Here is an 11,777-nt window from a genome sequence, read left to right as displayed (position 1 = left end):
CTCGCCTACTCCCTGTCGATCGGCCAGGCCTTGAAGACATCGAGCGCCTCGCAAGCCGCAGCCTGACGCGCCAGCGCAGGCCAGCGCCCCTCCGGCGCGAATTCCGGGATGACGAAGCGGCAGAATCCCCAGGCGATCGCGGCCGCGATGTCACCCGGCCGCAGCTCCGGCCCCGCACCGATCTCGCCGCTCTGGGCGGCCTGATCGAGCAGGTCGAGCGCCGTGTGGAGCTGCGACAGGATGCGCTCCTGCCAGTTGTCGTAGCGCTTCTCCTCAGGCCGCTTGCGCTCGTATTCGACCGAGACCGCCTTGTCGGCGGCGACGATGCCGATGCCGGTCAGGCTGAGATCCCTGACACGTTCAGCCTTGTCAGCCGGGCGCAGCGAGCGACCGGCGAGATCCTCGAAATGCTGGATGATCAGCAGGGACTCGCTGATGACCGTGCCGTCGCCGGCGACCAGCGTCGGCGCCTTGATGAGCGGATTGATCTTGCGAAACTCCGGCATGTGCCGGAACACCGAGACCGAGCGGTGCTCGAAATCGAGGCCTAGCAAGGTCCCGGTGATGGCTGCGCGCCGCACATAGGGGCTGTCGAGCATTCCAACCAGCAGCATGGCGATCTCCCGTTGTCGTGGGGAGAACACTGGCTGCTTGCGGAGGGCTTGCCACGCGAATTCGCGTGAAGCCCGACTTCACGCCATTTGATGCTCGTCGGCCGGATAGTCTTCCGCTGCCAGCTCTCCCGTCGCGATCCTCGCCTCGACCGCCGCTTGGCAAGGGTCCCAGGACGGCGCGCTGCCGAAGCGCTCCAGCATCAGCTCGATCAGCACGCGGACCTTGCCGGGCACGTAAGGACCGGGCGGGCGCACGACATGAAGGGCGCTCTCGCGCATGGGATAGCGCCAGAGGATATGCTCGACCGTACCGGCACGGATCGCATCACTGGCGATGAAGGTCGGCAGCACCACGATGCCCAGCCCGGCCTCGGCCCATTTGAGCAGCGTGTCGCCATTATCCGAGCGCAGGCGGCCGGAGGGGCGCACGGATACCCAGCGCCGGTTCACCTGGAAGTTCCATTCAGCGACGCTGTTGCCCGAGTAGATCAGGCATTCATGGCGAGCAAGATCGAGCGGCGTCTCCGGTTTGCCATGGCGGGCGAAGTAGTCCGGGCTGCCGAGCACCGCGTTCTTCACCGGCACGATGCGGCGCGCCACCAGGCTGGAATCCTTGAGCGCGCCGATCCGGATCGCCGCATCGAAGCGCTCGCCGATCAGGTCGACCTGGCGGTCGCTGGCTTCGACGTCGAGTTCCAGCCGCGGATGGCGTTGCGCCAGCTCCGCCAGCACGGGAGCCAGATGACGGAAGCCGAAGGAAAGCGGCATGGACAGTCTCAAGCGTCCGCTCATTCCCTCGGACTGCTGAGCGATGGCCTCGCGCGCCTCGGCGAGCTCGGACAGGATGCGCTCGCCGCGCGTCTTGAACTCGAGCCCGGCCTCGGTGGCGGCGACGCCGCGGGTCGTGCGGCTGAGCAAGCGTGTGCCGAGATCAGCTTCCAGCCTGGCGATACGGCGGCTGACGATCGACTTGGCCAGCCCCAGGCTATGGGCCGCCCGTCCGAAGCTGCCGGCGTCGACGACGGCGACGAAGCTCCTGATATCGTCGATCTCTGACATCAAGCGTTCCTGGATCAGCAACAGATTGGTGCCCAATATGGGCATTCTGGTGCGACAAGTGAACCGCTACCTCTCCCTCATCAAATCCCGCTTTCGCAGGAAGCACGTCTGAAGGGCGCGCTCCGGGAAACACCACCCGCGACATCGGCCTGCCGGTGATACGCGTTCACAGATGAGGAAGCCATGCTCGACAAGCTCAAGAAGCGCCGTACGCAATATGCCCTCGGCAAGAATCTGCCGATCTCCGAGACACAGGTCGATGCCCTGATCCGGCAGGCGATCCGCCTGTCGCCCTCCAGCTTCAACTCGCAGAGCTCCCGCGCCGTCATCCTCTTCGGCCGGGAAAGCGACAAGTTCTGGAGCATCGCCAAGGAAGCGCTTCAGGCGATCGTGCCGGCTGCCGACTTCCCCGCGACCGCCAAGAAGATCGAGGCTTTTGCGAGCGGAGCCGGGACGGTGCTGTTCTACGAGGACGAGGAGCCGGTGAAGGCCCTGCAGGCCAACTTCCCGCTCTACGCGCACAATTTCCCGATCTGGTCGGAGCATTCGACCGGCATGGCGCAGCTGGCGGTATGGACCGCGCTCGCGGATGCCGGCATCGGCGCCAGCCTTCAGCATTATCATCCGCTGGTCGATGCGGAAGTCGCCAAGACCTGGAACATCCCCGCGTCCTGGAAGCTGACGGCGCAGATGCCTTTCGGCTCCAACGAAGCGGCCTTCCCGGAGAAGACCTTCATGGACGACGAGCTTCGGTTCCGCACGCATCGCTGAGCGAAACTTGCGATCAACCGGCGCTGCGGCCGAGCTCGAGCTGGTCGCCTGAGCGATTGCCCCCGAAAAGCAAAACGCCGCCCAGGACACGCTGGGCGGCGTTTTGGTGTTCTCCTCAGGCCGTCTCGCCGACCGCCTGCAGATAGAGGTCGAGGATCGCCTCTTCCTCCTTGCGCTCGTCGAGGTCGCGTTTGCGTAGCGCGACCACCTTGCGCAGCACCTTGACGTCGTAGCCGTTGCCCTTGGCCTCGGCATAGACCTCCTTGATGTCGTCGGCGATCGTCTTCTTCTCTTCCTCGAGCCGCTCGATGCGCTGCACGATGCTCTTGAGCTGATCGCCTGCAACCGGATCGTCCATTCTCATAACCCTTCTTCGGAATTCGGCCGCAGGGGTTCGCAAGGATGGGCGGCAAGGTCAAGCAAGAACGGCGCTGAGTTCACATCTCTCGCGCCGCGGCGAGCGCGCCCGGCAGGAGCCGCGCCAGCCGCAGGCCCCAGGCCCGGGCCGCATGCGGCTCGCCGATCAGGTCCTGCCTGATCTCGACCAGCGCGTCGAGCAGGCCGCGGCGCGTCGCATGCCGGTCGATCGTGTCGCCCGGCAGGCCGCCATTATAGGGCTCGTTGTCGCCGACGATCAGGTCGCCTTCGGCCTGCAGCGCCGCGATCAGCGCCTGCGCCAGCCGCCCCTCCCTGTCCCAGAGCACGCCGGCATGCCAGGGCCGCGGCACGCCCTTCCAGAACGGCGTGAAGGAGTGCAGTGAGACGATCGCCGGCGGCTGGCCGGCCGCGAGCGCCGCCTCCACCGCGGCATCGATCGCCGCGTCATAGGGCGCGTAGTAACGCGCGATCCGCTCGGCGATGCCGGCCTCGTCGATCCGGGCATTGCCAGGGACGATCGCGCCGTCGGAGATCCGCATCACCAGGGTCGGATCGTCGCGGCCGCGATTGGGGTCGATCAGCAGCCGCGAGAAATTGCTGAGCACGGCCGGCGCGCCGAGCGCCTGCGCCATCGCTCGTGTCATCTCGGCCGCGCCGATGTCGTAGGCGATGTGGCGCTCGAGCTGCTGCGGCGGCAGGCCGAGCAGGTTCAGCTCCGGCGGGATCGCGTTCGTCGCATGGTCGCAGAGCAGCAGGATGCCCGTCGCCGGGTCTCCCGTGATGATTTCGACATCGCCGGGCCGCCGGGCCGGCGCGATGCTCTGCAAGCCCTCCTCCGCGCGCATCATGACCTCGGATTACATCATCGATCGCGGGTGACGCCCGCGCCGGCGCGACATAGCGTGCTTTCGCCTCGCCCGGAACGGCAGTGCGAAAAGAATCCGCACCAATTCACCATCCCGGAACATGTCCTGATCGCAAATGGCGTATCCACTTTCGCGGGACATGCTCTAGTAAGTGGCTAAGACGAAAGTCGATTGCCAGCAGCAGATTCGCACGGGGAAGACGCTTGGAGCAGCGGCAGGACGCAATCACGCAGCGGCGAGAGACCGCACGCCGGATCTTCGACGCCGCCGTGGCCCGTGCCCATCCCCGGAGCTGGCTCGCCGCGCATCTGCCCCCTCCTCCGCCGAACGGCCGCCTGATCCTGCTCGCCGCCGGCAAGGCAGCCGGCAGCATGACGCTCCTGGCCGAAGCGCATTACCTCGACACCCTGAAGCTCTCGCCCGAACGCTTCATCGGCCATGCCGTGGCGCGCCATGGCTACGAGGCGCAGACCCGGCACATCCCGATGCTGGCCGCCGGGCATCCCGTGCCCGACGAGGGCAGCATTGCCAGCGCGACGCGGGCGCTCGACCTCGCCGCCTCCGCCACCGCCGACGACCTCGTCCTGGTGCTGCTGTCCGGGGGCGGCTCGGCCAACTGGGTCGCACCGGCCGGAACGCTGGCGCTCGCCGAGAAGCAGGCAGTCAACAAGGCATTGCTGCGCTCCGGCGCGCCGATCGGCGAGATGAACATCGTGCGCAAGCGCCTATCGCGCATCAAGGGCGGCCGGCTCGCCCTCGCCGCCGCGCCGGCGAAGCTGCTCACCCTCGCCGTCTCCGACGTGCCGCATGACGATCCCGCCGCGATCGCCTCAGGCCCGACCGTGCCCGATCCGAGCAGCATGGCCGATGCCCGCGCCATCGTCGCCCGCTACGGGCTGACGCTGCCGCCGGCAGCACGGGCCCTGCTCGCCGACGATGCCAGCGAGACGCCCAAGCCCGGCGATCCCGCCTTCGCTGGCAGCGACTACCGCATCGTCGCCCGCCCGGCCGACGCCATCGCCGCGGCGGTGAAGGCTGCCGCCGAGGCCGGCTACGAGCCGATCGATCTCGGTCCCGATCTCGAAGGCGAAGCGCGCGAGGTCGCAGCCGCGCAGGCGGCTCGGGCGCGGGAGCTCAAGGCCGCCGGGCGCCGCGTCGCGCTGATCTCGGGCGGCGAGCTCACCGTCACCATCGCCGGCAATGGCCGCGGCGGGCCGAACCAGGAATTCGCCCTGGCCCTGGCGCTCGCGCTCGCCGGCGAGTCCGGCATCGTCGCGCTCTCCGGCGACACAGACGGCACCGATGGCGGCGGCGGCGAGGCGACCGACCCGGCCGGCGCGGTGATCGACGAGACCACGTTGGCGCGCGCCCGCGCCCTTGGCCTCGATCCCGCCCAATCGCTGAGCCAGAACGACTCGACGGGCTTCTTCTCGCCTCTTGGCGACCTGTTGCAGACCGGCCCGACCCTGACCAATGTCAATGACTGTCGCGTGATTCTGATCGATCCATGAGCCGAAGTAGACCCCTTCTCCTGGCAGCATCCACAGCCGGCCTGCTTCTCGCCGGAGCCGGCCCGGCGCTCGCCGATTTGCGCATGTGCAACACCACCGGCAGCCGCATCGGCGTCGCCCTCGGCTATCGCGATGCGCAGGGCTGGGTCACCGAAGGTTGGTGGAACCTGGCGCCACGCGCCTGCGAGACCCTGCTGCGCGGCACGTTGGCGGCACGCTTCTACTACGTCCATGCCGTCGACTACGACAAAGGCGGCGAATGGACCGGCAAATCCGTCATGTGCACGCGCAACAAGGAATTCACGATTCGCGGCATCGAGGACTGCCTGGCGCGCGGCTATGAGCGCTCCGGCTTCTTCGAGGTCGACACCGGCGAGCAGAAGGGCTGGACGATCCAGCTCACCGACACGGCCGGCGCGGCGCCGCGCCCATGATTGCGGTGCAGCAGACCGCTTGCCCTAATCGGTTGAATCGGCGAGGCCTGCAGACAGCAGGCGCATATGGCTTTTAATGGGGATGATGCGATGAGGCGGGAACGGCGGATCAAGATCATCGCGACGCTGGGGCCGGCCTCATCGACCCCGGAGATGTGTGCGGCGCTTTTCAAGGCCGGCGTCGATGTCTTCCGCATCAATATGAGCCATACCCAGCGCGAGGATCTTCCCGCCAAGGTCGCGATGCTGCGCGGGCTGGAGAAGGAGTTCCGCCGCCCGGTCGGCATCCTCGCCGACCTGCAGGGACCGAAGCTGCGCGTCGGCCAGTTCGGCGGCGACGGCGCGGTGATGCTGGAGAAGGACGCCCGCTTCATCCTCGACGCCGATCCGGCCCTCGGGACAGTCAAGCGCGTGCACCTGCCGCATCCGGAAATCCTCACGGCGCTGGAGCCCGGCCATCATCTCATTCTCGACGACGGCAAGATCCGCCTCGTCGTCGAGAAGGCCTCGCCGAAGCAGGCGGTGACCAAGGTGATCGTCGGCGGCAAGCTCTCCTCGCGCAAGGGCGTCAGCCTGCCCGACACCACGATACCGGTCTCGGCCATGACCGACAAGGACCGCTCCGACGCCGAGGCCGCGGCCGAGATCGGCGTCGACTGGATCGCCGCCTCCTTCGTGCAGCGGCCGGAAGACATGGCGGATCTCCGCAAGATCGTCCGGGGGCGGGCGCTGGCGCTCGCCAAGATCGAGAAGCCGCAGGCCGTGGCCCGGCTGGAAGAGATCATAGAGGCCTCCGACGCGATCATGGTGGCGCGCGGCGATCTCGGCGTCGAGATGCCGATCGAGAAGGTGCCGGGCACGCAGAAGCGCATGACCCGCATGGCGCGGCGCATGGGCAAGCCGGTCGTCGTGGCGACGCAGATGCTGGAGAGCATGATCACCGCCCCGGTCCCGACCCGGGCCGAGGTCTCGGACGTCGCCACCGCCGTCTTCGAGGGCGCCGACGCCGTCATGCTCTCGGCCGAGAGCGCCGCCGGCCAGTACCCGATCGAGGCGGTGACCATGATGAACCGCATCGCCGAGGAGGTGGAGAGCGAGTCGATCTACCGCTCCATCCTCGAATCGCAGAAGGCCGAGCCGGAAGCGACCGGCGCCGATGCCATCGCCAAGGCGGCGCACGAGATCGCCGACGCGCTCCATCTCAAGGCGATCGCCGCCTGGACGTCCTCGGGCTCGACCGCCTTCCGCATCGCTCGCGAGCGCCCGAACTCGACCGTGGTCGCGCTGACGCCGAATGCTGCCACGGCCCGCCGGCTCACCCTGGTCTGGGGCGTCCATTCGGTGGTGACCAAGGACGCCAGCGACGTCGATGACATGGCCTTCCGCGCCTGCAAGTTCGCGGTGCGCGAGGGCTTCGCCGCCGAGGGCGACCGGCTGATCGTCGTCGCCGGCGTTCCCTTCGGCACGCCGGGCGCGACCAACATGGTCCGCATCGCCTTCGTCGCCAAGGAGCATGTCGAGCAGGCGTGAGCCTCTCCCGTCATTGCGAGCGTAAGCGAAGCAATCCAGGAGCGGCAGCGCTCGACGTCCCCCTGGATTGCTTCGTCGCTATGCTCCTCGCAATGACGGCGGGCGGCTCGCCATTCCCCTGCGGCGATCCCTGCTCTACTGCTTGAGCGTCTGTCCCCGCGAGCCAGCGACGCCCATGGCCCTCACCGACATCGCCACCCGGACCTATAATCACAGCTGGCGGCTCGATCCGATCATCCGCAGCCTGCTCGACACCGATTTCTACAAGCTCCTGATGCTGCAGATGATCAGGAGCTTCCATCCGGAGGTGCAGGTCACCTTCGGCCTGATCAATCGCTCCCGGCAGATCCGCCTCGCCGACGTAATCGAGGAGGCCGAGCTGCGCGCCCAGCTCGACCATGCCCGCGAACTGCGCTTCACCAAGAAGGAGCTGATCTGGCTCGCCGGCAACAGCTTCTACGGCAAGACCCAGATGTTCACGCCGGACTTCATCGCCTGGCTCGCCGAGTTCCGCCTGCCGGAGTACGAGCTGCGCAAGGTCGACGGCCAGTACGAGCTGACCTTCCCCGGCCCCTGGACCCATTCGATGATGTGGGAGATTCCGGCCCTCGCCATCGTCAACGAGCTGCGCTCGCGCCAGGCGCTCAAGACCTGGGACCGCTTCGCCCTCGACGTGCTCTATGCCCGCGCCAAGTCGAAGCTCTGGGACAAGGTCGAGCGGCTGAAGAAGCTGCCCGACCTGCGCATCTCAGATTTCGGCACGCGCCGCCGCCATGGCCATCTCTGGCAGCGCTGGTGCGTCGAGGCGCTGAAGGAGGGACTGGGGCCGACCTTCACCGGCACCTCCAACGTCCTGCTCGCCATGGAGAACGATCTCGAGGCGATCGGCACCAACGCGCATGAATTGCCGATGGTGCTGGCCGCGCTGGCCGACAGCGACGAGGAATTGAAGCGCGCGCCCTATCGCGTGCTCGACGAATGGCGCCAGGTCTATGGCGGCAACCTGCTGATCGTGCTGCCGGACGCCTTCGGCACCACCGCCTTCCTGCGCGACGCGCCCGCCTGGCTCGCCGACTGGACCGGCTTTCGCCCCGACAGCGCCCCCCCGATCGAGGCCGGCGAACAGATCATCGCCTGGTGGCAGTCGCAGGGGAGCGACCCGAAGAGCAAGCTGCTGATCTTCTCCGACGGCATGGACATCGACTCGATCGAGGAGGCCTATCGTCATTTCCATGGCCGCGTCCGCACCGGCTTCGGCTGGGGCACCAACCTGACCAACGACTTCGTCGGCTGCTCGCCGGTCGGCACGCCCGATCTCGACCCGATCTCGCTGGTCTGCAAGGTCGTCAGCGCCAATGGCCGCCCGGCGGTGAAGCTCTCCGACAACCCGAACAAGGCGACAGGAGACCCGGCGGAGATCGCGAGGTATCTGCGGGTATTCGGCGGGGCGGACCGGAAGGCGAAGGCGGTCAGGGTTTAGCGGCGGCTTCTCCGCGCTGCTGCTTCCGTCGGCGGTCGTGCTTCCTCCGAGTTTCTCATATGGCACAAGCCATAGGCAGTGCCTGGAAGCGCTTGGCCGTCAGCGATTGCCGTCGCGTGCGGGATGAAGGGGCAAGAGGGAGCCGAATGGCGTCTTGGCGCGAAAGCGGTCATCTCTCGTTGCGCGATTGGTCTGTCCCTCGGGGGATGCCAGACGGAGCTTCGCTGCGAAACCTTCGCCGTCTTCGGGAGGACCGAACAGATAGCCTTGGCCGATCGGACAGCCCATGCCGGCCAGCAGCGCGCGCTGGGCCTCGGTTTCCACCCCCTCCGCCACGACGGCAGTACCCAAGGCGCGCCCGAGGTCGATGATGGCCCGGACGATGACCATCTTCGAATGACTTGCGGCCAGTTCGGCGACGAAGCTCCGGTCGATCTTGATCTCCGTGACCGGAAACACCTCGAGCAGGCGCAGGTTCGAATAGCCGGTCCCGAAATCATCAACCGATAGGCCGACGCCGAGGTCCCGCAGCCGGCGCATGGCCGCCAGCACGCCCGGCGTGTCGTTGAGAAACATGCTTTCGGTGATCTCGAGCGTCAGCCAGGCGGGTTCGACACCGGCCTTTCGGATCACCCGGTCGACGATCTCCGCCATGTCGCGGTGCAGGAATTCAGTGGCGGACACGTTCACCGAGAAGCGTAGCGGCCGTTCACGGTGTTGATTGATCTTGCGCGCGAAGGCGGCGACGGCGGCAAGGCCGCGCTCGCCGAGATCGAGCAGCAGGCCGATCCGCTCCGCCGCCTCAATGAATCGGCCCGGCGGCAGCACGCCAAACAGGGGGTGGTTCCATCGCATCAGGGCTTCCGCACCCACCCACTCGCCGGTCACGAGGTCGATCTGGGGCTGGAAATGGTGGAAAAACTGGTCGCTTGCGAGAGCGGCCTTCAACTCGCGGGTCAGTTGAACTCTGTTGCGCGCCTCGTCCTCATCTGCGCGCTGAAACCGGCGAGGGCCGCTCAACGGAGCCGATTTCGCCGCATGGAGTGCTGCGCCGGCATTCCGGATCAAGGAGATCGCGGTGCCGTCGGGCTGACCGAGCGCATAGCCGACGGCGAAGCGCAAAGGAACGTTCGCTCCCGGGATCACGAAGTCCGGGGCGAGCGCAGCGCAGATCTCGGCGACAATCGGCGGCCCGCTTGCGTCATGCGTCGGTTCGAAAGCCAGGGCGAACTCGTTCGCTCCGATCCGGGCGACCAGGGCAGCCCCGGTCGCCCGCAATCGGCGGCCGGTTTCCAGCAGCAGCGCGTCCCCGACATCGAAGCCATATCCGGCGTTGATGTCGTGGAAGCCGATCACGTCGAGCTTGACGATCAGAACCGGACCCGCGCGTGTCGCGAAACGCCTTTCCGCAGCGACGATGAACGCCTGCCGGTTGAGACACCCTGTTGCAAGGTCGAGGTTCGCGGCGCGATCGAGGTCGATCTCGGTCTGGCGAGTCGCCGACACATCCCGAAGAATGCCGAGATAGAGCAGTTCGCCGCCGACCGTGAATGGTCTGAGGCTGAGGCTGTTCCAGAAGGCCGAGCCGTCCTTCCGATGGTTGCGCAGGATCACGTCCACCGGTTCGGCCGCCCTGATCGCCGCTCCGATACGGGCGACTTCCGGCTGCTCGCGTTCATTGCCTTGCAGATAGCGACAGTCCTTTCCGAGCGCCTCGTGTCGCGCATAGCCCGTCAGCCGTTCGAAGGCCCTGTTCACGTAAATGAGCGGCCCGTTCCCTGCCGAAACCCGGCCGATCACTACTCCGTCGGAGAATTCCTCGACGAGCGTGGGCAGAACCGAGCGCAGCAGGGCGTCCGAGCTGAGGTCCCCGCAACTGCCGAACGGTTTCGGCGCGAACTTCATGAACCCCGAGGGCTTCAGTTCTTTGTAGTCTTTCATGGCCCGAGCAATGGCGCGGTTGCCCGTTGTCGGACAATCCGCGGGCACGGTCGTTTCGGGACAACCGTCAGCCGATTTCGGACATAGTGGGTCTCGACCCGTCTCCAGACGTCCGGAACCGTTCGCGGTAATCCGAGGGCGTCGCTCCGATATGCGCAAGGAAGGCGCGGCGCATCGCCCGCGCGGAACCGAAGCCGCTTTTCGCGGCGATCGAATCGATCGGTAGCCGGCTGCCCTCCAGCAGAAAGCGCGCAACATCGATCCGCGTGAGATCGACGTATTCCGACGGCGAGATGCCGACCTCCTGCGTGAAGACGCGCGTGAAATTGCGCGGGCTCATCGCGGCGACGTTCGCCAGGGCATTGACCGACAGGTCGGCATCGGGATGGCTCAGGATGTATTGCTGGACCTTGTAGAGCCGGCTGCGGTCGACGGCTTGCGCCGCCAGATGCATGCTGAACTGAGACTGGTCCCCTGGCCTCTTCAGGAACACGACCAGGCGACGGGCGACATAAAGCGCAACGTCCCGGCCGAGATCCTCCTCGACCAGCGAAAGGCCGAGATCGATCGCCGCGCTCGACCCGGCGGAGGTGACCATCGCGCCATCCCGGACGAAGACACGATCGCCGTCCACCTTCGCGTCCGGGAAGCGTTCGGCCAGGAGTGGCGCGTACTGCCAGTGCGTCGCCACGTGGCGGCCGCCAAGGAGCCCGGCGTCACCAAGCAGGAAGGCCCCCGTGCAGACCGAGCCGTAGCGCCGCGTCCGCGGGGCAGTCCGGGCCAGCCAGTCGATCATATCCCGGCCTGGCGCGCTGGGAATGCCGACGCTCCCGGCCACGAGAAGCGTGTCGGGATCCTTCAGACTCATGCGGTAATCTGAGTCCGGCAGGACTCTCAGCCCCGACCCGCAACGGATCGGGCGGTCTTCTTCCGCGACGACGCCAACCTCGTAGAACGCCCCAGCAGCACGCGCGTTCGCTTCGGCAAACACGTCCATCAAGCCAGCGAGTTCCAGCGAGTGAACGTTGGAAGGCACGAAGATAATGATCCGCATGCGGACATCTCCTCGAAAAGGTCGCGGCCGGAGGTGCGGGGAGGCCAGCCCGCAGCAGCCAGTCGTTCGAGGTGAGGGCGTCTCACAGGCGCTGTGAGAGCGGCGGACATTTCCGGCTCGGCCCATTTGCTCGGGAAAT

General features: G+C 67.0%; 11 protein-coding genes. 5 read left to right on the top strand and 6 right to left on the bottom strand.

Annotated features, from left to right (window positions below):
* Positions 1–5: 5 nt before the first annotated feature.
* Both BMZ69_RS11955 and BMZ69_RS11950 read right to left on the bottom strand, forming a co-directional pair.
* Positions 6–614, bottom strand: a complete 609-nt coding sequence (locus tag BMZ69_RS11955; protein WP_092156855.1) for a glutathione S-transferase family protein — start codon at positions 612–614, stop codon at positions 6–8.
* Positions 615–692: 78 nt separating this feature from the next.
* Positions 693–1,673 (bottom strand): LysR family transcriptional regulator, encoded by a 981-nt coding sequence (locus BMZ69_RS11950; RefSeq protein ID WP_092156916.1) that lies wholly within the window; start codon positions 1,671–1,673, stop codon positions 693–695.
* A 183-nt stretch (positions 1,674–1,856) separates the two neighbouring features.
* On the opposite strand from BMZ69_RS11950, the gene BMZ69_RS11945 reads away from it, so the two are divergent.
* Positions 1,857–2,444, top strand: a complete 588-nt coding sequence (locus tag BMZ69_RS11945) for a nitroreductase family protein (protein WP_092156854.1) — start codon at positions 1,857–1,859, stop codon at positions 2,442–2,444.
* A 115-nt stretch (positions 2,445–2,559) separates the two neighbouring features.
* On the opposite strand, the gene BMZ69_RS11940 is transcribed toward BMZ69_RS11945, so the two are convergent.
* A complete protein-coding gene (locus BMZ69_RS11940) occupies positions 2,560–2,802 on the bottom strand; it encodes a DUF2312 domain-containing protein (RefSeq protein WP_092156853.1) in 243 nt (80 codons plus the stop codon).
* Between the two features lie 79 nt (positions 2,803–2,881).
* Complete coding sequence (locus tag BMZ69_RS11935) at positions 2,882–3,670, bottom strand: N-formylglutamate amidohydrolase (RefSeq protein WP_092156852.1); 789 nt, start codon at positions 3,668–3,670, stop codon at positions 2,882–2,884.
* A gap of 242 nt (positions 3,671–3,912) precedes the next feature.
* Between BMZ69_RS11935 and BMZ69_RS11930 the strand changes: the two genes are divergently transcribed.
* The 4 genes from BMZ69_RS11930 to pncB all read left to right on the top strand — a co-directional run bounded on the left by BMZ69_RS11930 (position 3,913) and on the right by pncB (position 8,643).
* Complete coding sequence (locus BMZ69_RS11930) at positions 3,913–5,199, top strand: glycerate kinase type-2 family protein (protein ID WP_244543336.1); 1,287 nt, start codon at positions 3,913–3,915, stop codon at positions 5,197–5,199.
* On the top strand, positions 5,196–5,633 hold the full coding sequence (locus BMZ69_RS11925; protein WP_092156850.1) for a DUF1036 domain-containing protein: 438 nt from the start codon (positions 5,196–5,198) through the stop codon (positions 5,631–5,633). The genes BMZ69_RS11930 and BMZ69_RS11925 overlap by 4 nt, the downstream gene beginning before the upstream one ends.
* 90 nt (positions 5,634–5,723) lie before the next feature.
* Positions 5,724–7,163, top strand: coding sequence for a pyruvate kinase (pyk, locus tag BMZ69_RS11920; protein ID WP_092156849.1), 1,440 nt, complete (start codon positions 5,724–5,726; stop codon positions 7,161–7,163).
* A gap of 175 nt (positions 7,164–7,338) precedes the next feature.
* Positions 7,339–8,643 carry a nicotinate phosphoribosyltransferase gene (gene pncB / locus BMZ69_RS11915; protein WP_092156848.1) on the top strand — a complete coding sequence of 435 codons (1,305 nt, stop codon included), beginning with the start codon at positions 7,339–7,341 and terminating at the stop codon, positions 8,641–8,643.
* A 99-nt stretch (positions 8,644–8,742) separates the two neighbouring features.
* Here the strand turns inward: pncB and BMZ69_RS11910 are convergent, their stop codons facing one another.
* Both BMZ69_RS11910 and BMZ69_RS11905 read right to left on the bottom strand, forming a co-directional pair.
* Positions 8,743–10,584: a putative bifunctional diguanylate cyclase/phosphodiesterase gene (locus tag BMZ69_RS11910; RefSeq protein WP_092156847.1), complete on the bottom strand. Its 1,842-nt coding sequence runs from the start codon at positions 10,582–10,584 to the stop codon at positions 8,743–8,745.
* Positions 10,585–10,651: 67 nt separating this feature from the next.
* A complete protein-coding gene (locus tag BMZ69_RS11905; protein WP_092156846.1) occupies positions 10,652–11,638 on the bottom strand; it encodes a GlxA family transcriptional regulator in 987 nt (328 codons plus the stop codon).
* Positions 11,639–11,777: the final 139 nt, after the last annotated feature.

It is taken from the genome of Allobosea sp. CRIB-10, assembly GCF_900112185.1.
Classification (GTDB): Bacteria; Pseudomonadota; Alphaproteobacteria; order Rhizobiales; family Beijerinckiaceae; genus Allobosea.
The sequence above is the reverse complement of the archived record's forward strand: the minus strand, read 5'-3'. Positions and strand labels throughout refer to the sequence as shown.

What these genes read in the sequence shown, in the direction of transcription:
- BMZ69_RS11925 (WP_092156850.1), top strand. Translation starts at nt 5,196, where the DNA reads ATGAGCCGAAGTAGACCCCTTCTCCTGGCAGCATCCACAGCCGGCCTG.
- BMZ69_RS11905 (WP_092156846.1), bottom strand. Translation starts at nt 11,638, where the DNA reads ATGCGGATCATTATCTTCGTGCCTTCCAACGTTCACTCGCTGGAACTC.
- BMZ69_RS11955 (WP_092156855.1), bottom strand. Translation starts at nt 614, where the DNA reads ATGCTGCTGGTTGGAATGCTCGACAGCCCCTATGTGCGGCGCGCAGCC.
- BMZ69_RS11910 (WP_092156847.1), bottom strand. Translation starts at nt 10,584, where the DNA reads ATGAAAGACTACAAAGAACTGAAGCCCTCGGGGTTCATGAAGTTCGCG.
- pncB (WP_092156848.1), top strand. Translation starts at nt 7,339, where the DNA reads ATGGCCCTCACCGACATCGCCACCCGGACCTATAATCACAGCTGGCGG.
- BMZ69_RS11940 (WP_092156853.1), bottom strand. Translation starts at nt 2,802, where the DNA reads ATGGACGATCCGGTTGCAGGCGATCAGCTCAAGAGCATCGTGCAGCGC.
- pyk (WP_092156849.1), top strand. Translation starts at nt 5,724, where the DNA reads ATGAGGCGGGAACGGCGGATCAAGATCATCGCGACGCTGGGGCCGGCC.
- BMZ69_RS11935 (WP_092156852.1), bottom strand. Translation starts at nt 3,670, where the DNA reads ATGATGCGCGCGGAGGAGGGCTTGCAGAGCATCGCGCCGGCCCGGCGG.
- BMZ69_RS11945 (WP_092156854.1), top strand. Translation starts at nt 1,857, where the DNA reads ATGCTCGACAAGCTCAAGAAGCGCCGTACGCAATATGCCCTCGGCAAG.
- BMZ69_RS11950 (WP_092156916.1), bottom strand. Translation starts at nt 1,673, where the DNA reads ATGTCAGAGATCGACGATATCAGGAGCTTCGTCGCCGTCGTCGACGCC.